Here is a 22,541-nt window from a genome sequence, read left to right on the forward strand (position 1 = left end):
ACTGGAAGCAAGACCCCGGACAAACTCAAGCGAGTACTGGCCGACCTCTCACAGAAGCCGGAATCGGTGCAGCATTGGCACACCGACAAGGCGCACCTCGACTCCTTGCTCGAGCAGCTGACGAAGAAGCCCGGTGTGCACGCGGTGCATGTCTCCGCGCGTCACAAACCGACACCCGCGCCGGATCGTCCGCGCTGGAACTGATGATCCCGCGCGTACCCTACGGCGAATTCGGGGATGCCGCGATCACCAGGTAGGGCACACCGATGCGATCAGCGGCCCAGACCGCCGCCACCGCTGTTGCGGGGCCGCAGAGCAGCAGAATCGTATAACTCGCCGGAATCACGCCCGAGCCCCTCGTCGGCCCGACGTTTCATGTCAACCTCGGGACCCGATCGGCGGACCTCCGCGGCTGCCGTCGGCGGTCACGATCCGCTGATCCTGGCCTCCTCGAGGTCGAGGTCCCGTTCGATGGCGCGCAGCAGCTTGGCGTTGATCCGTCCTTCGCGCCTCAAGGTCAGCAGGACCGATCGCTCGACCCCGAGCAGTTGCAATCGCAACGCGCGATAGCGTTCCCGCTCTTTGGCCTCCTCGGAATCGTCATCGCGCGGCGAGCCGACCTGCAGGCGTCGGATCCTGGCCTCGTACATCGAACGCGCTGATTTCACGGCCTCATCGGTGCCGTCGAGACCGTGCAACCACTCCAGCGCGGCTCGAGACGTTCGGAGGCGGGCCTGGTACTCCTCGGCCCCGAAATCTTCGGCCTTCAAGCCGAGGCGGCGCAGCAGCCAAGGCAGGCTGGTGCCCTGAATCAGCAAGCTTGCCACGATCACCGCTGCTGCCACCACGATCACCAGATCGCGGTTGGGAAACGGTCGGCCGTCGGCGAGCTGCAGGGGGATCGCCAGCGCCGCTGCCAGCGACAAGCCACCCCGCATCCCGGCCCACGCCACCACCACCCGCTCCCGCCAGGTGGAGGGGGCGACGTGTCGTCCCATCAGTCGCGCGGTCACGGGACCGGACAGCATCCACACCAGCCGCGACACCAGGACGACGCCGATCACGGCTGCGATGACGCCCACCACCTGCATGGCCGGCATGTCGGGTATCCAATGCAGCGACCGAACCAGCTGCATCCCGATCAACGTGAAAAGGACGGCATTCAGCAAGAACACCAGCACATCGAGAAACGCGAACGCCTGCAAGCGTGCGCCCGGGGCAAAGATCGCGCTGAGATGCGAACCGATATACACCCCCGCCGTCACGGTCGCCAATACCCCTGACAGATGGGCGCTTTCGGCGAGCACATAGGTGAAGTACGGCGTCACCAGCGACAGGGTGATCTCCAGCAGCGGATTATTGATCCGCCGCCGTACCCACACTGCGAGCCAGCCGATCCCCAGGCCCAGCGCGGCGCCGCCCGCCGGAGCGGCAAGCAGCGTCATGATCAGTGGTCCGGGTTGAAACGTGCCGGCCATGGCGGCGCCGACCGTGCCGGCGTAGAGCACCAACGCCGTGCCGTCGTTGGTCAGGCCCTCGCCCTCCACGATCGTGGCGAGCCGCTCGGGCGAATCCAGGCGTTTGAAGACGGAGGTGGCGGCGACCGCATCCGTCGGGGCCATCACCGCGCCGGCCACCAAAGCGACGGTCAACGGCATGCCCGCTGCGCCCACCAGCACCCCGGCGACAGCCGCTGTGGTCACCACCACCAGGCCGATCGACAGTAGGCCGATCTGTCGGGCGCTAGCCCGAAGATCGTCTGGCGCAATGAAATACGCCGCGTAATACAGCAGCGGCGGAAGGAAGACGTAGAACACGATCTCCGGCTCCAGCTCCGGCACCGGCACTGCCGGCAGCCAGGCGAGGAACGCGCCGAGGATCACCAGCAAAATGGGATAGGGAACGGCGATCCGCTCGGCGACCCACACCGCGGCAACGGCGGCCAGCGGGCCGCAGAGCAGCAGCACTCCGTACCCGGCTGGATTCACGATCGCAACCTCCCGAACACAGCCTAGTGGCGGCGCTGATTATCGGCGGCGTGTACTTAGTCGGGCAGAGCTGTGGCGGTCGACAGCAACATCGGACGTCTTCTCGGCGGTCGCAAGCTAACGACTAAGCGCGAATGCCGCAGGTCAGCAGGTGCCGCCGAGTTGGGCGGCAGTCACCCCGACGGTCAGGCTGGCCGCCGGCGCGTTGCAGGGCATGGGTGCGGCCGGCGCTCCTGTGGTCGTGACGGCCAGCCAGGGAACCGTGTTCGGTCAGATGGCGCTGGGGAGTCTTGCCGGTGGCGTGCTGGGCAATACCGTTTCTCGCGCGGTAGTCGAAACCGGTTCTCGGACAGGCGTTCTCAAGAACAGCCCGAACGACGACAAGGACCCCAAAACCTCGGACAAACTCAAGCATGTCCTGGCCGAGCTGGCACAGCAGCCGGAGTCGGTGCAGCACTGGCACACCGACAAGGCGCACCTCGAAAGTCTTCTGGAGACATTGTCGAAGAAACCGGGTGTCCACGCCGTCCACGTGTCGTCCCGCGAGCGACCCAATCCCGCGCCGCACCAACCCCGTTGGGGTTGATCAGGATTGCGCCATCAGCGCGCTGCGAACTTACCGGCCGTCGTCACCGGCGAGGATCTCGAACGACAGGCTCGTCGAGCTTCGATGACTAATCGTCGCGCTGCATGATCCGCGTCTCGATCTCGGCGACTTCTCGGGTGATGCGTTGTTCGAGCTGGTTGGGGAACGCCGCGTTGATCCGGGACTGCACATCGTAGGGCACGATTGTGGCCGCGGCATTCGGGATCCGGCTGATGGCGTCGGCGATCTTGTCGGACGCACGGTCATGAAGCAGTCGTCCGAACACGGGCCCATACATCCGTCGCGGCAGCAGCACCGTCACGTTGGCGTCCGGGTGTTCGTTGCAGGTGGTGGTAACCAGCTCTTGCGCGGCCCGGGTGATTTGCCGGTCTGGGCAATTCAGTAGGCGCAGGGGCGTGTCGAAACCGACATGGCTCCAGCGCTGCCGCAGGTGCTGGGCGTGCTCGGCGTCGACCATGAAATGCACCGCGACCAACTCGTCGGCCCGCAGCCCCTTGCCGTAACGCAGCGTTTCCAGCATTGCGAGGTCAACGGAGTTGACGAAGGCGAACACGCGGTGCCCCGCATACTCCGCCAGGTCGGGATGGTCGGTGTTGAAACGTTCGAGGACCGTTGTCTCGGACCGGTACTCGCGGTTGAGCCGCATCAACGCGAACACCAGGATGGGGAAGATTACGACGATGAGCCAGGCGCCCTCGGTGAACTTGGCCACCGCGAAGATCACCACGATGATGGTCGCCATGATCCCCGCGCAGAGGTTGATCACCAGCTTGTGCCGCCACCCGGGTTCGCGTTGCGTCAGATGGTGTTTGGTCATGCCGTAGCCTGCCGTCGCGAACGCGCTGAATACACCGATTGCGTAAAACGGGACCAGCGCGGTGACCGAGCCGCCGGTGACCACCAGCAGGACGACCGCCAGCGCGGTGAGGCTGATGATGCCGTTGGAGAAGACCAGCCGGTGACCGCGTTTCGTCAGCGGCCTCGGCAAGAAGCGGTCTTCGGCTACGAAGCTGGCCAGCGGCGGGAAGCCGCTGAAACTGGTATTGGCTCCGGTGAAAAGTATTGCCGCAGTAGACGCTTGGACGAGGAAGTACAAGACTTTGCCGATCGCCCCGTCGCCGAACACCGTTCGGGCAATCTCGGAGAGCATCGACGGATATCCGGCGATATAGGGAGTGACGTGGGTGTGGTGCGCGAGGTAGACGACGCCGGCCACCAAGAACGCGAGAATGCACGCCATCGCGGTGAGGACGCGGCGGGCGTTGGGACCCCGCGGGTCACCAAGGACTCCGACCGTGTTGGAGATCGCCTCGACGCCGGCCATCGACGTGCCGCCATTGGCGAACGCGCGCAGCAACACCAGGATCGTTGCGCCCATCACCAGCCCGCCACCCTGGTGGACCGGAACCGTTCCGGATTGCTGCGGATCGTATGTCGGTAAACCCCAGACAATTTCGCGGACGACACCGGTCACGATCATCGTGGTGATCATGACGACGAACGAGTAAGTCGCCACGGCGAACACCCGGCCCGACTGCCGCAAACCGCGAAGGTTGGCGTAGCAAATGAGAAGCAGCGCAGCAACAGCGATTTCCACGCTGTAGGGACGGAGCGGGGGTATCGCCGACACCACCGCCACCGTGCCGGCCGCAGGCTGGATCGCGACGGTCACCACATAGTCGATCAACAGCGCGGCAGCGGCCACCTGCGCCACCCGGGGGCCCAGGTTTTCTCGCGCGACGATGTAGGAGCCACCGGCCCGGGTGTAGGCCATCACGACCTGGCGGTACGACGCGGTCACCAATGCCAGGACCAGCAAGATGACACCGGCGATCGGAAGTATCAACACGAACGCGGCCAGCCCGGCATGCGGCAGCAGTTCGACCAGAATCTGTTCGGGGCCGTAGGCGGTCGAGGAGATCGCGTCCGGTGCAATCGCTCCGAGCGCAACGGGATTGGATAATGTCTCGGACTCCAACTGCTCGCTGATCAGCGGCTTTCCCAGAAAGACCCGCTTGCACACGTCGCCGATCGACGGCGGGACGCTCAACTGGCGAGCCGTTGTTGTCACCACACACCACTTTCTCGGTTACTCGACGACGTGATACGTCGGGTCGGCCATTGACAACGGACCGTCGCCGCTTCGCTGCGCCTCTCCGGTGATCCGCAACCGCTGGCCGGGCTGAATATCTGCACCAGCGTGCCCGGGTCGGAAGGAAATCTGGATTTTTCCGCTGTCGTCGTCGAGCACGATCGAGCGGAAGGTTTGGTGCTCTTTGGTGACGTCCTCGACTTGAGCGACCTGGCCTTCGATCGTCGCGCTGCGTTGGGGAACGAGGTTGTTCACCGCGATCACCGTCGACGACCGCTCCGGGTGCTCAGAAGCGGCGGCCCGCTGGTCTTGGCGTTGCAGTATCCGGGCCTCGAGCCCGGCGAGTTCACGGGTGATGTGTTGTTCGAAACTATTCGGGAATGCCGCGCTGACCTCGGACTTTACGTCGTATGGCACTATCGTGGCGGCGGCGTCTGGGACCCGGCCGACGGCCTTGGCGACCTTGTCGGCGGTGTGCCCATGCAGCAGCCGTCCGAACACCGGCCCATATGACCGGCGCGGCAGCAAGACGGTCACACTGGCATCCGGATCTTCGTTCCGCGTGGTGGTGACCAATTCTTGGGCGGCCCGGCCGAGCTGGCGGTCGGGACAATCCACCAGCCGCAGCGGCGTATCGAGCCCGAGACGGTCCCAGAGCTCCTGTAGTTGGTGAGCATGCGTCGCGTCGATCACGAAATGCACCGCGATCAACTCGTCGGCGCCCAGGCCCTTTCCGTAGCGCAGCGCTTGGAGCGCCGCAAGGTCAACCGCGTTGACGAAAGCGAACACCCGGTGTCGTGGATATTTCGTGACGCTGGGGCGGTCGGATCCGAATTTATCGAGGATTTCGGCCTCTGCCCGGTACTCGTGATTGATCCGCATCAACGCGAACACCAGGATGGGGAAGATCACCACGATGAGCCAGGCGCCCTCGGTGAACTTGGCCACCGCGAAAATCCCCACCACGATTGTCGACATGACGCCCGCGGAAAGGTTGATCACCAGCTTGCGTCGCCAGCCCTGCTCGCGCCGGGTGAAATGGTGTTTGGTCATCCCGTAGCCGGCCATCGAAAAGCCGGTGAACACCCCGATCGCATACAGCGGTATCAACGCGTCGACCGAGCCGCCCGTCACCACCAGCAGCACCAGCGCCAGCACGGCCAAGGTGATGATGCCGTTGGAGAACACCAGCCGATAGCCGCGCTTCATCAGTTGGCCTGGCAGGAAGCGGTCTTCTGCCACGAAGCTGGCCAGCGCGGGGAACCCGTTGAAACTGGTGTTGGCCCCGGTGTAGAGAATGGCCGCGCTCGATACCTGAACGAGGACAAAAAACACGTTGCCGATCAGGCCGTGGCCGAAAACCGCCCGGGCGATCTGCGAGAGCACCGACGGGTATTCGTCGAGATACGGGGTCGCATGGGTGGCATAGGCCAGGTAGCCGACGCCGGCCAGCAAGAACCCGAGGATGCACGCCATCGCGGTGAGAACCCGCCGCGCATTGACACCCTTGGGGTCCCGGAAAGAGTTCACCGTGTTGGAGATGCCTTCCACCCCGGTCAGCGAGGAGCCGCCGTTGGCGAACGCTCGCAGCAGCACCAGGATCGTCGCGCCCATCACGAATCCGTTGTCCTGATGGACCGGCACCATGCCCGCGACGTGGCCCGCGTCGTAGGTCGGTAGGCCCCAGACGATGTGGCGGACCACACCGACGACGATGGTCAACGCGACCATCGTGACGAAGGAGTAGGTCGCCACTGCAAAGGGCCGACCCGCTTCTTTGGCTCCGCGCAGATTCAGGCAGCAGATGAAGATCACCACGCCCACGGTCATCTCCAGGGCGTAAGGCCCCAGTACCGGAAGTGCCGAGACCACCGCGACAGTGCCCGCCGCCGACTGCACCGCAACCGTCACGACGTAATCGATCAACAGAGCCGCTGCGGCGATCTGCGCCACCCGCGGACCGAAGTTATCCCGGGCCACGATGTAGGAGCCGCCGGCCTGCGTGTAGGCCATTACGACCTGCCGATACGACGCGGCCACCACCGCCAGCACAAGCAAGATGACGCCAAGGGTGGGGAGCAACAAAACGAAACCGGCCAGGCCGGCTCTCGGCAGTAGCTCGAGCAAGATCTGCTCAGGACCGTACGCGGTCGACGAAATTGCGTCGGGCGCGAGCGCACCAAGGGCAATCGGGTTCGACAACTCTTCGGACTTCAGCTTCTCGCTGACCAGTGGCTGACCCAAAAAAATCCGCTTGAGCAGCTGGGAAAAAGGTAACGGCATCACGCGCTTGTTGGCCGATGCCGTCACAACCACCTTCTTACCCAATCTTCGGCTGCGAAAAGCGCGACTACCCCATTTCTACAGCTACCTGTCAGGTAATCAGCCGTCATCGCGCGGCAAGTCACCCGGACCCGAAATCTCCAGCCTTCAAGCCGAGGCGCTGCTGCCGGTGACCCCTGCGGTCAGCAAAGGAAACGTCGCTTCTGTTCGATGACCTCATCGGTGGTCATCAGACCCGATTCGGCCAGCTTGCCCAGCAACGACTGCGCGCGGGCGGCGAGGTCTTGCAGTTCGGTGGCGATCGCCGTGATCGCCTCGTTAGGTGGCTGCTGGGGTGCCTTCGGAATTTCCCGTGTTGGCAGGCGGGCTCGGTCGTTGCCACGCCCGACCGAGGCGGTGCTGCCGACCGCGCCGCCCGCCGCGCCGGCCAGACCCATGCTGCTGAAAAGGTTGCCGACGCCGGTCACCTCGGGAGCTGCCGCGGCGCTGGTGATGGGCAGCGTGTACCCAGTCGGACGGAGCTCTGGCGCGGCTGTTGTCCAGCCCGATGGCACAGATAACCGGCCGACTTTGTTTGCCTGGCCGAATCTGGCCGGGCCTTCGGAGTCCGGGACCGCGTCCGACGGTGCACCAATACCGCCGGTACCGTTGATGATCCACTGCGGCAGCATCGTCGCGCCAACCCCATTGCCGGTGAACGGACCTTTGCCGTTGTCGTAATCGCGGTCAGCGTTGATCAGCAGGCCTCGCACCGTCGTGCCGAACGACGTCAACGAGGTGGTTATGCCGGTCGTCCCGACGGTTACGGTACTCGCGGCCAGCGGGACCTCTAAGAATCCCAGCGGGACCTCTAACACGCTCAGCAAAGTCAACGGATTCACCGCTGACGGGGCTGCTGCGCCGGCCGGTTTGGTCGTCGCCGGCGGCTCCGCGAACGGGGTCAGCGTCGACGCCGACGCCGCCGAGCCGGCGTACCCGTACATCGCCGCGGCGTCCTGAGCCCACATCTCGGTGTACTGGACTTCGGCGGTCGCGATCGCGGCGCTGTTCTGCCCGAGCACGTTGGTGGCGATCAACGTCATCAGCAGACTCCGGTTGGCTGCGATCACCGCCGGTGGCACCGTCATCGCAAAAGCGGTCTCGTAGGCCGCTGCGGCTGCCCGAGCCTGGGTGGCGGTCTGCTCCGCCTGCGTGCCCGTCGCGGTCAGCCAATCCAGATACCGCGTGGCCGCCGCCGTCATCTCCGCCGACGATGCCCCCAGCCAGAACTCACCGGTCAGCTCGGAGATCACCGTTCGGTAGACCGCAGCGGTGGACCCTAGCTCGCCGGCCAGCGCATCCCAGGCCGATGCGGCAGCCAACATCGGACCCGAGCCTGGGCCGGCATACATGCGAGCGGAGTTGATTTCAGGTGGTAAAGCCGCGAAATCCATTGTCCCGTCCTCACTGTCTAGTTTCTCGCCGCGGTGGGGTGGTTGTGTCTCAGGGTGGCTTGCAGGTAGTGGACGCGGGTGTTGATCTCGGTGGCGATGCGCCGAAATGCCGGGTAGCTGTCGTGGTCGTCGGCTGTAGCCGGGTCTGGGATGCTCCAGTGGACGTGGTTGGGGTGATCGGTGAAAGCTGGGCAGTTTTCGCGGGCTTTGTCGCACAAGGTGATGATGTGGGTGAAGTCTGCGGTGTTCACCTGGTCGATGTGGCGGGGTTGTTGTCCGGCGATGTCAATGCCGTATTCGTGGCGCAGGACGCGGGAAGTGTTTGCGTGCATGTAGTTTCGGGGTTTGGTTCCGGCACTTGTGACGTGCAGTTGTTCGCCCGCGTGGTGGCGTAGCAGTGCTTCGGCGATCGCCGAGCGTGCGCTGTTGCCGGTGCACACGAACAGCACCGAAGTATCTGCATCGATCTGGTCTGCTGGTGGCGAGGGGGTCATCTGCAACCCGGGGTGCAGTGCGGGTCCTGCTGCGGCGAGTTGGTCGGCGCAGTGCTGCAGGTTGAGGTGGTAGTAGCTGTCGCGGCCGTCGTAACTGCTGCGGGTGCTGGTGATCAGGCCGCTGTCGCGCAGCAGTCGCAGGTGATACGAGATCAGATTCTGGGGTTGATGGGTGCGGGCGACCAGTTCGCGGACACGGTAGTCGCCGGTGGAGAGTGCGCTGATCAGCTGCCAGCGCAGGGGATGGGCGGCGAGCTGGATGAACGCGGGCATTGGTGGACATGACGCGGCCATGTCTACAGAATACGGGATATCGATCAATGTGATTTGATCGATATCTGGGTGGTGTGTTGCCGGTGAGGATGGGAATGCCTGAGACGTCAGCTCGCCCGAGTCCGGCGGTGGCTTGCCAGTCTGGCGCGTAGAAGCCATCAGCCGGCACGGCGAGATGTATCGCTCGAACAGCCGTGCGTCTAATTGGGGATGACAACGTAACTGGGGATAACCGGCCATTGTTCGGCGGTGATCCGGGCGCGCGGGTCATTCGCGTCGCCCTCGTGCCGCATGGTGGCGGGATGACGACATGGACCCGAGCCGAGATCGGCGCGCTGGGTGAGCGGTTGGCCGCAGACCACTTGACCGGGCTCGGACTGGGGATCGTGGATCGCAATTGGCGCTGCCGTTACGGCGAACTCGATCTGATCGCCGTCGACCCGACCGCGGGCGCCGTGGTTTTCGTCGAGGTGAAAACCCGCACCGGTGACGGCTTCGGTGGGCTGGCGCAGGCGGTGACGCCGCAAAAAGCGCGCCGATTGCGCCGCTTGGCGGCGATCTGGCTGGCCAGTCAGGACCGTCGCTGGGCTGCGGTTCGGATCGACGTCATCGGCGTGCGGATCGGCCGACGCCGAACACCGGAAATCACTCACCTGCGGGGGGTGGTCTGATGGCGCTCGGGCGGGCGTTCTCGGTCGCGGTGCTGGGTTTGGACGGACAGATCGTGGAGATCGAAGCCGACATCACGTCCGGCTTGCCCGGTGTGCATCTGGTGGGGCTTCCCGATGCTGCCCTGCAGGAGTCGCGTGATCGGGTCCGCGCCGCGATCACGAACTGCAACAACAAGTGGCCGATGTCGCGCCTGACGCTTGCATTGTCACCGGCAACGCTGCCCAAAATGGGATCGGTCTACGACTTGGCGCTGGCTGCCGCCGTCTTGTCGGCGCAGCGGAAAAGGCCATGGCGGCAACTGGAAGCCACGGTGCTGCTCGGCGAGCTGGCCTTGGACGGCCGGGTGCGGCCGGTACGTGGGGTGCTACCGGCGGTGCTTGCGGCCAAGGTCGCCGGTTGGGGAGTCGTAGTGGTTCCGGTCGAGAACCTTCCCGAGGCCGGCCTGGTCGACGGCATCGAGGTCTGGGGTGTGCGCACGCTGGCGCAACTACTGGGTTGGCTCAAGGGCTCGGCGCGTCTTGACGAGCCGGTCGGCGGGACGGTTGCCGAGGCCGAGCCGCCCGCGGATCTGGCCGACGTGGTGGGCCAGGCCCAGGCGCGTTTCGCGGTCGAGGTCGCTGCTGCCGGTTCGCATCACCTGATGCTGACCGGGCCGCCAGGAGTGGGTAAAACCATGCTGGCGCAACGTCTTCCGGGTCTGCTACCGCCGCTGTCAAACGGCGAGTCGCTGGAGGTCACCGCGATTCACTCGGTGGCCGGCCTGTTGTCGGACGCCACCCCGCTGATCACCCGGCCGCCGTTCGTGGCGCCGCATCACAGCTCGAGCGTCGCCGCACTCGTCGGAGGCGGTACCGGGATGGCTCGGCCGGGTGCGGTGAGCCGGGCGCACCGCGGGGTGCTGTTCCTCGACGAGTGTGCCGAGATCGGCGTCAGCTCGCTGGAGGCGCTACGAACCCCATTGGAGGAGGGCGAAATTCGCCTCGCTCGCCGTGACGGTGTGGCGCGTTACCCGGCGCGTTTTCAACTGGTCTTGGCGGCCAATCCGTGCCCGTGTGCACCGGCTGATCCGCAGGACTGCATCTGCGCCGCGGCGGTCAAACGTCGCTATCTCGGCCGACTTTCCGGGCCGTTGCTGGATCGCGTCGACTTACGGGTCGAGATGCATCCGGTCCGGATGAGCTTGTTCGCCAGTTCCGAACCGGAGTCGACGGGCGAGGTCCGGCACCGGGTAACGGTGGCCCGCGAAGCCGCCGCGCAGCGCTGGTCTGCCCACGGCTGCCGGACCAATGCTGAGGTCAGCGGGACGCTGCTCCGACGGCGATTCCGGCCGGGCAACAGTGCGATGGAGCCGCTGCGGACCGCGCTGGACCGGGGCCTGCTGAGCATTCGCGGCGTGGACAGAACGCTGCGCGTCGCGTGGACGCTCAGCGACCTGGCCGGCCGCACGTCGCCCGGGCGCGACGAGGTCGCCACCGCGCTGAGTTTCCGGCAGCCGGGATCCTCACGATGACCGACCAGGTGCAGCGAGCGTGGGCATACCTGTCGCGAGTCGTCGAGCCGCCGTGCGTCGAACTCACCGCCCTGGTGGCCCGGGTCGGCCCAGTCGAAGCGGCCGAGCGGGTGCGGCGCGGCCGAGTCGATGAAAAATTAGCTCGGCACACCGAAGCCAGAAGGGAAATCGATTGTGCTGTTCAGGATCTCGAATTATTGGCGCGACGCGGTGGCCGTCTGCTCACCCCGGCCGACGACGAATGGCCGGCGCTGGCATTCGCCGCCTTCAGGGGTGCCGCGGTTGCGGCGAAACCGCACGGTGGACCGCCCATGGTGTTGTGGGCGCTGGGCCCGGCGGGGCTCGACGACATCGCGCAGCGTGCCGCTGCCGTCGTCGGCACTCGTGCGGCCACAAGTTACGGCGAGCACGTGGCCGCGGACCTGGCAGTCGGGCTGGCCGAACGCGATGTCGCGGTCGTCTCCGGAGGTGCGTACGGCATCGACGGGGCGGCGCACCGTGCGGCGCTGTCCGTCGACGGACATACGGTGGCGGTGCTTGCGGGTGGGCTCGACATTCCCTATCCCGCAGGGCATTCGGCCTTGCTGCATCGGATCGCGACGAACGGTCTACTCGTCAGCGAATATCCGCCCGGGGTACGCCCGGCCCGGCACCGGTTCTTGACCCGCAACCGGTTGGTGGCCGCGCTCGCCGGGGCGGCGGTCGTGGTGGAGGCGGGCCTGCGCAGCGGTGCCGCCAACACCGCGGCGTGGGCGCGGGCTTTGGGCCGCGTTGTCGGCGCGGTGCCGGGGCCGGTGACATCGTCGGCGTCGAGCGGATGCCATGCACTGCTGCGCGCGGGCGCCGAAGTCATCACCCGCGCCGAGGATGTTGTCGAATTGGTCGGCCGGATCGGCGAGTTGGCGTCTGAGCAAGCCCATCCGGCTAGTCCGCTCGATGGCCTGAGCGAGGACGAGCGACGCGTGTACGAGGCGCTGCCGGGCCGCGGGGCCGTTACGGTCGACGAGATTGCCGTCGCCGCAGCCGTGGACCCGGCGCGGATCTTGGCGTCGTTGGCGATGTTGGAGCTTGCCGGTTTGGTCGAGCGTAACGACGGTCGGTGGCGGATCGTCCGGCGGCCGGTGCGACCCGGCGCGCCTCTATAGTCGAAAGAACCAGTGCCGAAGGAGGGCAACCACGTGGCCGGTCGACCAGTGCACGCGTTCGAGGTGGTGCGCACCGAACAAGTCATGTCGCACATGATTCGAGTTGTCCTGGGCGGCAGAGGTTTCGATACGTTCACCGCGAGCGAATTCACCGACTCCTACGTCAAGCTGGTCTTCGTGGCAGACGATGTCGACGTGGCCGCGTTGCCGAGCCCGTTGACACTGGATTCCTTCGCCGAGTTGCCGGTGGTCCGGCAGCCGGTGGTGCGGACCATCACCGTTCGTCGTGCCGACCCGGCCGCGCGTGAGCTCACCGTCGACATTGCGGTGCACGGTGAGCACGGGACCGCCGGACCGTGGGCCGTCTCGGCGCAGCCCGGCCAGCCGATGTATGTGATGGGCCCCAGCGGCGCGTACTCGCCCGATCCAGCCGCCGACTGGCACCTGATGGCGGGGGATGAGACCGCATTACCGGCGATCAGTGTTGCATTGGAAGCGTTGCCCGCCAACGCAATCGGCCAGGTGTTCATCGAAGTCGCCGAACCCGACGATGAGGTGCCGCTGACCGCCCCGGAAGGTGTCCACGTCAACTGGCTGTATCGCGGCGGTCGGGCCGACCTGGTCGGCGAGGACCGGGCCGGCGACAACGCGCCACTGGTCGAAGCCGTTAAGACCGCCTTCTGGATGCCCGGCCAGGTGCACGCCTTTGTGCACGGCGAGGCGCAGGCGGTGATGCACAACCTGCGGCCCTACATCCGCAAAGAGCGCGGCGTGGACGCCAAATGGGCGTCCATCTCCGGCTACTGGCGGCGCGGCCGCACCGAAGAGACCTTCCGGCAGTGGAAGAAGGAACTCGCGGCCGCGGAGGCCGGCGCCCAGTAGGGCCTCGTCAGCCCGATCGCCGGCTGGCATGCTCGTCGTATGGCATTCGGCGACTATCAGAACGAGATCTACCTTCAGGGCCTGGCGGGGATCATGCCCAGGCTGCCGATGGTCTTCGCGGAACTGGAGGCAAAGGCCGAAAAGGCTTTGCCGCCATCGATCTGGTCATATGTCGCGGGCGGAGCGGGCGACGAGCACACTCAGCGGGCCAATGCGGAAGTCTTCCGGCAGTGGGGTCTGATGCCGCGGATGTTCGTCGGCGCCGCGCAACGAGACCTGTCCGTGGACCTATTCGGGCTGAAGTTGCCCAGCCCGTTGTTCATGGCGCCGATCGGTGTGATCGCGTTATGCGCCCAGGACGGCCACGGCGACTTGGCCACCGCACGCGCCGCCGCTCGCACCGGCGTGCCGATGGTGATGTCCACCTTGACCGAGGACCCGCTCGAAGACGTCGCCGCCGAACTCGGCGATACGCCAGGGTTTTTCCAGCTGTACACGCCGACCGACCGCGACCTGGCCGCCAGTCTGGTTCATCGGGCCGAGGCCGCCGGCTTCAAGGGCATCGTCGTCACCCTCGACACCTGGGTCACCGGCTGGCGTCCGCGCGACTTGAGTACGGCGAACTTCCCGCAGTTGCGCGGCAAATGCCTGGCCAACTACACCAGCGACCCGGTATTTCGGGCCGCCCTGGCGCAGACCCCCGAGGAGAACCCGCAGGGCGCGGTGCTGAAGTGGATTTCCATTTTCGGCAATCCGCTGACCTGGGATGACCTGCCGTGGCTGCGTTCGCTGACCAAGCTGCCGCTGCTCCTGAAGGGCATCTGCCATCCCGACGACGCCCGGCGGGCCATCGATGGCGGCGTCGACGGCATCTACTGCTCCAACCACGGCGGCCGCCAGGCCAACGGCGGAATCCCCGCGCTGGATTGTCTGCCCGGCGTGGTGGAAGCTGCGAACGGCATGCCGGTGCTGTTCGACTCGGGCGTCCGCAGCGGCGCCGATGTGGTCAAAGCGTTGGCGCTCGGCGCAACTGCGGTCGGGGTCGGGCGGCCCTACGCCTACGGCTTGGCGCTCGACGGGGTCGAAGGCGTCGTGCACGTGCTGCGGTCGCTGCTGGCCGAAGCTGACCTGACGATGGCCGTCGACGGCTACCCGACGCGCAAAGATCTCACTCCGGACACCCTGCGGCGCGTCACCTGAGTCGGGCCGCGCGTCTCTGCGACCGTGAGGTGGTGGAGGCGATCCTCGAGGAATTCGACAGCTACCTGGAGTTGCAGTGTCTGCGCTCGGCACACACCCGCCGCGCGTACCTCGGCGATCTGCGGTCGCTGTTCGCGTTTCTCGACGAGCAGGGCAGCGGTTTGCCGACTTTGAGCCTGCCGATCCTGAGGTCGTGGCTGGCCGCCGGCGCCGGCGCCGGCGCCGCCCGGGCCACCCTGGCGCGTCGCACCTCGGCGGTCAAGACGTTCACCGCCTGGGCGGCGCGGCGCGGACTGCTGGCCGGCGATCCAGCGACGCGGCTGCAGGTGCCCAAGGCGCGACGTGCGCTGCCCGCGGTGCTGCGTCAGGATCAGGCATTGGCTGCCATGTCGGCGGCCAAATCCGGCTCCCAGCAAGGCGATCCGCTGGCATTGCGCGACCGTCTGATCGTTGAGCTGTTGTATGCCACCGGGATTCGAGTCAGTGAGCTGTGCGGTCTGGACATCGACGACATCGACACCTCGCACCGGGTTTTGCGCGTGCTCGGCAAGGGCAACAAGCAGCGCAGCGTTCCGTTCGGTGCACCGGCCGTCGAAGCGCTGCAGGCATGGCTGGCCGAGGGACGACCGGCGTTGGTCAGCGCGGAGTCCGGCCCGGCGTTGCTGCTGGGGGCGCGCGGACGCCGACTCGACGTTCGGCAAGCGCGCACCGTCGTGCATCAGGCGGTCGGCGCGATCCAGGGCGCACCAGACATCGGCCCACACGGGCTAAGGCACAGCGCCGCAACGCATCTGCTCGAGGGCGGCGCCGATTTGCGGGTGGTCCAGGAGCTGTTGGGCCACTCCAGCCTGGCTACCACCCAGCTCTACACGCACGTGACGGTTGCCCGGCTGCGCGCGGTGCACGACCAGGCCCACCCGCGGGCCTGAGCCAAGCCACCGGCGGGTGGCCTCCAATGTGCCCGCCTTACAGCGACAACGGGCGGGGCTGGCCGAGTTGTCGCTCGAAGGTGGGCACAAAGCGCACCCCGACCTGCCCGGTTCGGCTGTGACTATTGATGCAGCGGCTTGAGCCGAATCGGCGTCGACGCCAGCAACCCCAACGGGTCGACGTAGTCGGCCCGAGAGGCCGAGCCCCACATCGCGCCCCAGTGCAGGCAGGCCGCCACGGGACAGCCTGGGTGTCCGGCCAGCAATTCACCGATGGCCGCACCGGCAGCCACCCGTTGCCCGACCCGCACCCTGGCCCGGACTGGCTCGTAACTGGTGTGCAGACCGCCCGGATGTGCCAGCGACACCAGCGGTCGGCCGGCCAGCGTCCCGGCGTAGATCACCGTGGCGTCGCCCGCGGCGTACACCTGCTGGCCAGGACTGCCCGCCAGGTCCACCCCGCGGTGACCGCGGTCCCAGTTCGGCGAAGGAGCATCGAAAGTGCGCACCAGCGCCGGCTTCGGCCGCAGCGGCCACTGCAGCCGGACATCGTCTGCAGCGGCCGGCGGCGCGCAGACCACCGTCACCACCATGGCCATAGCCCATCGCACCTGTTCAGTCCACCCCGGCGGCGGCCAGGTTGCCAGCCGGCGCTGTGGACAAAGCACCTGGGAGAACGGTGTAAACTGCTCAGCGCAGCCCGTACCACGAGCTGACTTCGCGCGTCTGCACGGCGGCTCCCGTTTCACTAGGAGCCCGCACCGCATGCCGGGCGGTCCCGTCTCACAGCTTTACCGACGGGTCCGGCATCGCAGCAGCCGCCAGGGCCCGACTTCACCCGTCGCCGGGCATCAACCGACACATAAGGACATGGGCCACTATGGCTGTAGTAACCATGAAGCAGCTGCTGGACAGCGGCACCCACTTCGGGCATCAGACCCGTCGCTGGAACCCCAAGATGAAGCGGTTCATCTTCACCGACCGCAACGGCATCTACATCATCGACCTGCAGCAGACGCTGACCTTCATCGACCAGGCCTACGAATTCGTCAAGGAGACCGTCGCCCACGGCGGATCGGTGCTCTTCGTCGGCACCAAGAAGCAGGCGCAGGAATCGATCGCCGCCGAGGCGACCCGGGTGGGCATGCCGTATGTGAACCAGCGCTGGCTCGGCGGAATGCTGACCAACTTCCAGACGGTGCACAAGCGCCTGCAGCGCCTCAAGGAGCTCGAGGCGATGGAGCAGACCGGTGGCTTCGAAGGTCGCACCAAGAAGGAAATCTTGATGCTGACCCGTGAGAAGAACAAGCTCGAGCGCAGCCTCGGCGGTATCCGCGACATGAACAAGGTGCCGTCGGCGGTGTGGGTCGTCGACACCAACAAGGAGCACCTCGCGGTCGCGGAGGCCATCAAGCTGGGTATCCCGGTGATCGCGATCTTGGACACCAACTGCGACCCCGACCAGGTCGACTACCCGATCCCGGGTAACGACGACGCGATTCGCTCGGCCGCGCTGCTGACCAAGGTGATCGCCTCCGCGGTTGCTGAGGGCCTGCAGGCGCGTGCCGGTGCGGGTCGCGGCGACGGCAAGCCCGAGGCCGACGCCGCCGAGCCGCTGGCCGAATGGGAGCAGGAGCTGCTCGCTTCGGCGACCGCTACTGCCGCGCCGGCCGAGCCGGCCGCCGCGGTCGCATCAGAAACAACCACTGACCCTTCGTAGGAAAGGCTGAGCGTTGCCCAACTTCACCGCTGCCGACGTCAAGCGACTTCGGGAGCTGACCGGCGCCGGAATGCTCGACTGCAAGAACGCACTCGCCGAGAGCGAGGGCGACTTCGACAAGGCGGTCGAGGCGCTACGGATCAAGGGCGCCAAGGACGTCGGTAAGCGGGCCGAGCGGGCCACTGCCGAGGGTCTGGTCGCGGCCAAAGACGGCGCGCTGATCGAGTTGAACAGCGAGACGGACTTCGTCGCCAAGAACGCGGAGTTCCAGAAGGTCGCCGAGGAGATCGTCGCGGCCGCCGCCGCGGCCAAGGCGACCGATGTCGACGCGCTCAAAGCCGCCAGTATCGGGGACAAGACGGTTGAGCAGGTCATCGCCGAGCTGTCGGCCAAGATCGGCGAGAAGCTCGAGCTGCGCCGGGCGGCGTACTTCGACGGCACCGTCGAGACCTACCTGCACAAGCGCGCGGCCGACTTGCCGCCGGGTGTCGGGGTGCTGGTCGAATACGGTCCGGGTGACAACCCGGAAGGCCGAGCCGCTGCGCACGCCGCGGCGCTTCAGATCGCCGCGCTCAAGGCGCGCTACCTGTCGCGCGACGACGTGCCCGAGGACGTGGTGGCCAGCGAACGGCGCATCGCCGAGGAGACCGCCAAGGAAGAGGGCAAGCCCGAGCAGGCCCTGCCCAAGATCGTCGAAGGCCGCCTGAACGGGTTCTTCAAAGACGTCGTGTTGCTCGAGCAGCCGTCGGTGTCGGACAGCAAAAAGACAGTCAAGGCGCTGCTCGACGAAGCTGGCGTCACCGTGACCCGGTTCGTCCGGTTCGAGGTCGGCCAGCAGTAGCATCAGCCGGATGCGACATGTGCACGCATTCGGTGACGACGCGCTCGGTCACCTCGACGCGGTCGGGGTGGCCGAGGCGATCAGTTCCGGTCGGGTGAGCCGGGCTGAGGTCGTCGAGGCGGCCATCGCCCGCTTCCAAGCGGTCAACCCGGTGCTGAACGGTTTGGCACGCGAAGCCTTCGACCGGGCCCGGGCCGAGGCCGCCGGACCGCCGAAACCCGGGCTGCTCAGTGGTGTCCCGACGTTCATCAAGGACAACGTCGACGTCGCGGGACTGCCGACGATGCGCGGCACCGACGCATGGCCGCCGCAGCCGGCCGACGCCGACGGCGATTTCACCCGGATGTACCTGGCCACCGGTATGACATCGCTGGGCAAGACGCAGATGTCGGAATACGGTTTCAGCGCCTCGGCCGAGCATCCGCGACTGGGTCCGGTGCGCAACCCGTGGAACACCGACTACACCGCCGGCGCGTCGTCGTCGGGTTCTGGCGCGTTCGTCGCCGCGGGCGTGGTGCCGATCGCGCACGCCAACGACGGCGGTGGCTCGATTCGCATTCCGGCGTCCTGCGACGGGCTGGTCGGGTTGAAGCCTTCGCGTGGCCGACTGCCGCTGGACAAGGACGTCCGCCAGATGCCGATCCGCATCGTCGCCAACGGGGTGGTCACTCGGTCGGTGCGTGATACCGCGGCGTTCTACCGCGCGGCGGAACGCATCTGGCCTGCGAAGAAACTCCCGCCGATTGGAGACGTGAAGCACGCCGGCAAGCGGCGGCTGCGGGTCGCCGTCATCACGCACTCGTTGTTGCGGGAGTCCAGCCCCGAGGTTCGCGAGCTGACGATGAAATCCGCCAGCTTGCTCGAGGAACTCGGCCACCGCGTCGACCATCTCGAAAGACCGCCCGTGCCATCCAGTTTCGTGACCGACTTCGTGCTGTACTGGGGTCTGCTGGCGATGGGGCAGATTCAGCAGAACAAGCGGGCCTTCGCCGGGTTCGACGGAACCCGACTGGACAACCTGACGCGGGGCTTGGATCGGCACGCCCGCCGAAATCTGCATCACATCCCGCTGGCGCTGATTCGTCTCTCCCGCACCCGCCGTTACACCGAGCGCCTGGCCCGCAGCTACGACGTGGTGCTGACCCCCACGCTGGCCGACCCGCCTCCGCAGATCGGCTATCTCGACCCGATGGCCGACTACCAGCAGGTCATCGATCGCCTGCAGGATTGGGTCGCATTCACGCCGTTGCAGAACGTCACGGGGGAGCCGGCCATCTCGCTGCCGCTCGCGGTGTCGGCCGACGGGCTACCGATCGGTCTGATGTTCTCCGCGGCGACGGGCCAGGAAGCCCGACTGCTCGAGCTGGCGTACGAACTCGAAGACGCCCGACCGTGGGCGCGGATCGACCGAGCCTAGTTTGGCCCCAGCGTCGCCAACATCCGCTTGAACTCGCGGCGCCGGGACGTCGACAGCTTGGCCAGGACGCGGTCATCAGCCTCCTGCACCGCCGCCTCGGCGCGTTTGAGCACACTTTTACCGTCCGCGGTGAGCGACGCAGGTAGCGCGCGACCGGACGCGACCGACGCTGGTCGGGCCACCAGCTGGGCGTTTTCCAGTCTGCACAGCACTGTGTTCATTGCCTGAGGCGACACGTTGCCGAGCCGGGCAAGTTCCGCGTTGGACAGCCCTGGGCTCATGGAAAGCATTCGCATACAGACGAATTCGGGCAGTGTCAGGTCCAGCGGACTGAGTGCGCCAGCGACCTCGGGCCGCAGCGTCGCCATCACCTGAAACAGCAGATATCCAAGCGGTGCGTCTTCGGGGATGTTCATATCAACCATGTTGACATGTATCAACTAGATTGATATATATGGGTGATGACTGAGACGCAGAAATTCGATTTCGACTTCGATCCGGCCTACCGCGGTGAGGCCCCTCAGCTCGCAGGCGCCCGGCCGCCCTGGAGCCTGGGGGAGCCGCAACCCGAGATCGCAGCGCTCATCGACCAGGGCAAGATCACCGGAGAGGTGCTTGACGCCGGCTGCGGCGAGGCCGCATTCGCGCTACACGTGGCGGCGTTGGGTCACAACGCAGTTGGGCTGGACGCGTCGCCCACCGCGATCAAACTTGCCAAGGGGCACGCCGCCGAGCAGGGGCTGACCAACGTGTCGTTCGACGTCGCCGATATCAGCGACTTCACCACATGGCCGGCCGGTTCGGAAGGCCGCTTCAACACGATCGTGGACAGCACACTGTTTCATTCGATGCCCGTCGAGCTGCGCGACGGTTACCAGCGCTCGATCGTGCGAGCCGCGGCACCGGGTGCGTCGTACTACGTGTTGGTGTTCGCCAAGACCGCAGACGGTGGTCCCGCCAACCCGGTCACCGAAGACGAATTGCGTGCGGTCGTTTCGAAATACTGGGTGATCGACGACATCCGGCCGGCACGAATTCACGCCAACTTCGCCCAGGCCGGCAGCCCCGAGTGGCCCTTTACCGACGTTCGCGACGAGGCCAATGGGCGCACATCGGTGCCGGCCTGGCTGCTGTCAGCACACCTGGACTGATCGGCGGCGAAAGCCTGATCAAGCCCAGAATCCGCCAGCACGGCAGCACCGGCGTTCCTTCGACGGCGAACAAAACGGTGGACGGTGCCATTGCAACGAAACCTTTCCGTTGATTCGGGCCGGGCGGTGGGTACTCCGCACGTGAGTCGTTGACTCAGCCGATGCGGCAGCCAGCCGCAAACGAGTCTCGAGAGGTGGAGTAGTGCCCAAAACGACAAAGTCCGGTCAGCCCAAGCAAAGCGAGTTGCCGAGCACGTTGAAGCGGTCGAAAGCCAAGGCGCAGAGCACATTTGCCAAGGCGCACGACGCTGCCGTTGACGAATACGGCAGCGAGGAACGTGCCCACCGGGTGGCGTATGCCGCGCTCAAGCGCAGCTTCGAGAAGGTCGGCGACCGTTGGCTGCCCAAGGAAAAACGTGGACCGTCTGATGCGCACGCTGAACGGGGTGGCCTGCACAATCCGATTCCTTCGGAGGAAGGTGTCGACGCTAACGCCAGCAAGAAGCATCTCCTCGAGATCGCCCGCAGACTCGATATCTCCGGCCGATCCACGATGGACAAGGCGCAATTGGTCGACGCGATCAAAAAACACAACCGTCGGGCGCGGGCCAAGTGAGCGCGGCCTCGTTCATCTGGACCTCCCCGCCGCCCTGACCAGCGGTCACACGGTGGTGTTTGGGTGCGTTTCACACCAGCCGCAACGGGTATTGCAAATCTCACGCGGCAACACACCGTCGCCATAGGTGTCGACCGCTCCAACAGAAGTACGAAGCAGAGAAAGGAAATAGCGTGAAGTTCACCTCGACCACAGTCAAGACAGCTGTCGGCGCCGCTGCAATCGCAGCGGCAGGGACATTCACCGCGGCTACCGCGGTTGCCGCTCCGCCGACCCTGGGCGGATTCGGTGCCAGTGAGCAGCTTGTGGATGGAGCTCTCATCACCAATTACACCGTCAGCAATTTGCAGCCGTCCAAGGTCACTATTCCCGGCTATACACCGCAGGGACGTCTTTACCAAGCAAATATTACTGCGCAGGCCAACAGCGGCACTGTGACACCACTGGTTGCCGACTTCAATGCGCGCGCCGGCCAAGGCGGGCAGCAGTACCGGGTGATCGATACGGTTCCGGCTCCCAACGGGTTGAGCCCCGCGCCCATCGCGCAGGGCGGCCAGTCGACCGGAATGTTGTACTTCGATGTCACCGGCGCCACGCCCACCGAGGTCGTCTACAACGACGGCGTGCAGGACGTTCTGGTCTGGAGGTGAACGTCGGCGCGTCCGCAATGTCGACCTTCCCGCGCCCTGAGCGGTGGCGCGGGAAGGTCGACTGCGCCGGGATCGTGTCAGTGGCATTTGAACAGCAAAAAAGATAACCATGCTTCGCAGAACGGCGGCCCCGATACACGCTGGATCGGGGCCGCCGGCAAAGCTCAGGAACTAATTCTGATGCGATTCCTGGCGCTTTTCCGCGGCCGAGGCGGAGCCACGCGCGGCCTCTGCTTCCGCCTCTTTCTTGGCCGCGTCACGCTGTGATTGCGCCTTGTCCTGCTGAGCCTCACCCTCTTTTTCGAGGTCTTCGTTACCAACCACGCTGCCGATGGCTTCTTTGGCTAGACCTTTGGCCCCTTCGACGACGCCCTTGATGCCTTCTTCAGGCCCACTCTTCTTGTCATCTGACATTGCGTCCTCCTCTTGGCGCTTGGATCACCGGTCCGACACCGACGAGGGATCGGACCAGTCTTTCGCGCGGCCCGAGCCCTGAACTGCTTTCGACTCTTCTCGCCGCCGACACGGGCATTCCCCTGGTGCCGTGCCGTGAAACCATTCCGCGACAGGCCGCTGCAACAGTCCGGCGCACGGGTGAAGGCATGCGATCCGCGCGCCTCACCGAGTCGCCGTTCGGC

The 22,541-nt window shown here is 66.0% G+C and carries 19 protein-coding genes and 3 pseudogenes; 14 read left to right on the forward strand and 8 right to left on the reverse strand.

Annotation, left to right across the window (positions count from 1 at the left end):
* Positions 1 to 204 (forward strand): annotated as a pseudogene (locus AC2VOG_RS16570) (PPE family protein); the annotation flags it as partial.
* 221 nt (positions 205 to 425) lie between these two features.
* Here the strand turns inward: AC2VOG_RS16570 and AC2VOG_RS16575 are convergent.
* On the reverse strand, positions 426 to 1,988 hold the full coding sequence (locus AC2VOG_RS16575; protein WP_486940953.1) for a Na+/H+ antiporter: 1,563 nt from the start codon (positions 1,986 to 1,988) through the stop codon (positions 426 to 428).
* A gap of 151 nt (positions 1,989 to 2,139) precedes the next feature.
* Here AC2VOG_RS16575 and AC2VOG_RS16580 point away from each other — a divergent pair, with 151 nt between their 5' ends.
* The gene (locus AC2VOG_RS16580; RefSeq protein WP_486940954.1) at positions 2,140 to 2,574 is read left to right on the forward strand and encodes a PE/PPE C-terminal domain-containing protein; all 435 of its coding nucleotides are present in this window, start codon (positions 2,140 to 2,142) and stop codon (positions 2,572 to 2,574) included.
* A gap of 91 nt (positions 2,575 to 2,665) precedes the next feature.
* Here AC2VOG_RS16580 and AC2VOG_RS16585 read toward each other — a convergent pair.
* The 4 genes and pseudogenes from AC2VOG_RS16585 to AC2VOG_RS16600 form a co-directional block, all read right to left on the reverse strand.
* A pseudogene (locus AC2VOG_RS16585) lies at positions 2,666 to 4,666 on the reverse strand (APC family permease); the annotation flags it as partial.
* 18 nt (positions 4,667 to 4,684) lie between these two features.
* Positions 4,685 to 6,997 (reverse strand): amino acid permease, encoded by a 2,313-nt coding sequence (locus AC2VOG_RS16590; protein ID WP_486940955.1) that lies wholly within the window; start codon positions 6,995 to 6,997, stop codon positions 4,685 to 4,687.
* A gap of 155 nt (positions 6,998 to 7,152) precedes the next feature.
* Positions 7,153 to 8,403, reverse strand: coding sequence for a PPE family protein (locus AC2VOG_RS16595; protein WP_486940956.1), 1,251 nt, complete (start codon positions 8,401 to 8,403; stop codon positions 7,153 to 7,155).
* Between the two features lie 17 nt (positions 8,404 to 8,420).
* Positions 8,421 to 9,191 (reverse strand): arsenate reductase/protein-tyrosine-phosphatase family protein, encoded by a 771-nt coding sequence (locus tag AC2VOG_RS16600; protein WP_486940957.1) that lies wholly within the window; start codon positions 9,189 to 9,191, stop codon positions 8,421 to 8,423.
* Positions 9,192 to 9,472: 281 nt separating this feature from the next.
* On the opposite strand from AC2VOG_RS16600, the gene AC2VOG_RS16605 reads away from it, so the two are divergent.
* From AC2VOG_RS16605 to AC2VOG_RS16630, 6 genes are read left to right on the forward strand one after another with little or no spacing between them, the layout of a single operon-like run.
* Entirely contained in the window at positions 9,473 to 9,841 is a 369-nt protein-coding gene (locus tag AC2VOG_RS16605; protein ID WP_486940958.1) for a YraN family protein, read from the forward strand.
* On the forward strand, positions 9,841 to 11,352 hold the full coding sequence (locus AC2VOG_RS16610) for a YifB family Mg chelatase-like AAA ATPase (protein ID WP_486940959.1): 1,512 nt from the start codon (positions 9,841 to 9,843) through the stop codon (positions 11,350 to 11,352). Before AC2VOG_RS16605 ends, AC2VOG_RS16610 begins: the two co-directional genes overlap by 1 nt.
* On the forward strand, positions 11,349 to 12,497 hold the full coding sequence (dprA, locus tag AC2VOG_RS16615; protein ID WP_486940960.1) for a DNA-processing protein DprA: 1,149 nt from the start codon (positions 11,349 to 11,351) through the stop codon (positions 12,495 to 12,497). Before AC2VOG_RS16610 ends, dprA begins: the two co-directional genes overlap by 4 nt.
* 33 nt (positions 12,498 to 12,530) lie before the next feature.
* Positions 12,531 to 13,379 carry a siderophore-interacting protein gene (locus AC2VOG_RS16620; RefSeq protein WP_486940961.1) on the forward strand — a complete coding sequence of 283 codons (849 nt, stop codon included), beginning with the start codon at positions 12,531 to 12,533 and terminating at the stop codon, positions 13,377 to 13,379.
* A gap of 39 nt (positions 13,380 to 13,418) precedes the next feature.
* Entirely contained in the window at positions 13,419 to 14,579 is a 1,161-nt protein-coding gene (locus tag AC2VOG_RS16625; RefSeq protein WP_486940962.1) for a lactate 2-monooxygenase, read from the forward strand.
* Between the two features lie 32 nt (positions 14,580 to 14,611).
* Positions 14,612 to 15,508 carry a tyrosine recombinase XerC gene (locus tag AC2VOG_RS16630; protein WP_486940963.1) on the forward strand — a complete coding sequence of 299 codons (897 nt, stop codon included), beginning with the start codon at positions 14,612 to 14,614 and terminating at the stop codon, positions 15,506 to 15,508.
* Between the two features lie 131 nt (positions 15,509 to 15,639).
* Here the strand turns inward: AC2VOG_RS16630 and AC2VOG_RS16635 are convergent.
* Positions 15,640 to 16,080 (reverse strand): annotated as a pseudogene (locus AC2VOG_RS16635) (M23 family metallopeptidase); the annotation flags it as partial.
* A gap of 308 nt (positions 16,081 to 16,388) precedes the next feature.
* Between AC2VOG_RS16635 and rpsB the strand changes: the two are divergent.
* From rpsB to AC2VOG_RS16650, 3 genes are read left to right on the forward strand one after another with little or no spacing between them, the layout of a single operon-like run.
* Entirely contained in the window at positions 16,389 to 17,228 is an 840-nt protein-coding gene (gene rpsB, locus AC2VOG_RS16640; RefSeq protein ID WP_486940964.1) for a 30S ribosomal protein S2, read from the forward strand.
* A 13-nt stretch (positions 17,229 to 17,241) separates the two neighbouring features.
* Positions 17,242 to 18,069: a translation elongation factor Ts gene (gene tsf, locus AC2VOG_RS16645; protein ID WP_486940965.1), complete on the forward strand. Its 828-nt coding sequence runs from the start codon at positions 17,242 to 17,244 to the stop codon at positions 18,067 to 18,069.
* A 10-nt stretch (positions 18,070 to 18,079) separates the two neighbouring features.
* Positions 18,080 to 19,486, forward strand: coding sequence for an amidase (locus AC2VOG_RS16650; protein ID WP_486940966.1), 1,407 nt, complete (start codon positions 18,080 to 18,082; stop codon positions 19,484 to 19,486).
* On the opposite strand, the gene AC2VOG_RS16655 is transcribed toward AC2VOG_RS16650, so the two are convergent.
* Positions 19,483 to 19,902, reverse strand: coding sequence for a MarR family winged helix-turn-helix transcriptional regulator (locus AC2VOG_RS16655; protein WP_486940967.1), 420 nt, complete (start codon positions 19,900 to 19,902; stop codon positions 19,483 to 19,485). The two genes, AC2VOG_RS16650 and AC2VOG_RS16655, sit on opposite strands and share 4 nt — an antisense overlap.
* A gap of 45 nt (positions 19,903 to 19,947) precedes the next feature.
* On the opposite strand from AC2VOG_RS16655, the gene AC2VOG_RS16660 reads away from it, so the two are divergent.
* From AC2VOG_RS16660 to AC2VOG_RS16670, 3 genes are all read left to right on the forward strand, one after another.
* Positions 19,948 to 20,637 (forward strand): class I SAM-dependent methyltransferase, encoded by a 690-nt coding sequence (locus AC2VOG_RS16660; RefSeq protein WP_486940968.1) that lies wholly within the window; start codon positions 19,948 to 19,950, stop codon positions 20,635 to 20,637.
* 202 nt (positions 20,638 to 20,839) lie between these two features.
* Entirely contained in the window at positions 20,840 to 21,253 is a 414-nt protein-coding gene (locus tag AC2VOG_RS16665) for a ChaB family protein (protein ID WP_486940969.1), read from the forward strand.
* A gap of 173 nt (positions 21,254 to 21,426) precedes the next feature.
* A complete protein-coding gene (locus AC2VOG_RS16670; protein ID WP_486940970.1) occupies positions 21,427 to 21,903 on the forward strand; it encodes an MPT63 family protein in 477 nt (158 codons plus the stop codon).
* Between the two features lie 171 nt (positions 21,904 to 22,074).
* Here the strand turns inward: AC2VOG_RS16670 and mbp1 are convergent, their stop codons facing one another.
* The gene (gene mbp1, locus AC2VOG_RS16675) at positions 22,075 to 22,317 is read right to left on the reverse strand and encodes a microaggregate-binding protein 1 (protein ID WP_486940971.1); all 243 of its coding nucleotides are present in this window, start codon (positions 22,315 to 22,317) and stop codon (positions 22,075 to 22,077) included.
* Between the last annotated feature and the right edge of the window lie 224 nt (positions 22,318 to 22,541).

Source organism: Mycobacterium sp. TH-M11, assembly GCF_057473725.1.

Excerpts from the sequence above, each read along its gene's own strand:
- AC2VOG_RS16595 (WP_486940956.1), bottom strand. The coding sequence starts at position 8,403 with ATGGATTTCGCGGCTTTACCACCTGAAATCAACTCCGCTCGCATGTAT.
- AC2VOG_RS16600 (WP_486940957.1), bottom strand. The coding sequence starts at position 9,191 with ATGGCCGCGTCATGTCCACCAATGCCCGCGTTCATCCAGCTCGCCGCC.
- AC2VOG_RS16605 (WP_486940958.1), top strand. The coding sequence starts at position 9,473 with ATGACGACATGGACCCGAGCCGAGATCGGCGCGCTGGGTGAGCGGTTG.
- AC2VOG_RS16610 (WP_486940959.1), top strand. The coding sequence starts at position 9,841 with ATGGCGCTCGGGCGGGCGTTCTCGGTCGCGGTGCTGGGTTTGGACGGA.
- dprA (WP_486940960.1), top strand. The coding sequence starts at position 11,349 with ATGACCGACCAGGTGCAGCGAGCGTGGGCATACCTGTCGCGAGTCGTC.
- AC2VOG_RS16625 (WP_486940962.1), top strand. The coding sequence starts at position 13,419 with ATGGCATTCGGCGACTATCAGAACGAGATCTACCTTCAGGGCCTGGCG.
- rpsB (WP_486940964.1), top strand. The coding sequence starts at position 16,389 with ATGGCTGTAGTAACCATGAAGCAGCTGCTGGACAGCGGCACCCACTTC.
- AC2VOG_RS16650 (WP_486940966.1), top strand. The coding sequence starts at position 18,080 with ATGCGACATGTGCACGCATTCGGTGACGACGCGCTCGGTCACCTCGAC.
- AC2VOG_RS16655 (WP_486940967.1), bottom strand. The coding sequence starts at position 19,902 with ATGAACATCCCCGAAGACGCACCGCTTGGATATCTGCTGTTTCAGGTG.
- AC2VOG_RS16660 (WP_486940968.1), top strand. The coding sequence starts at position 19,948 with ATGACTGAGACGCAGAAATTCGATTTCGACTTCGATCCGGCCTACCGC.
- mbp1 (WP_486940971.1), bottom strand. The coding sequence starts at position 22,317 with ATGTCAGATGACAAGAAGAGTGGGCCTGAAGAAGGCATCAAGGGCGTC.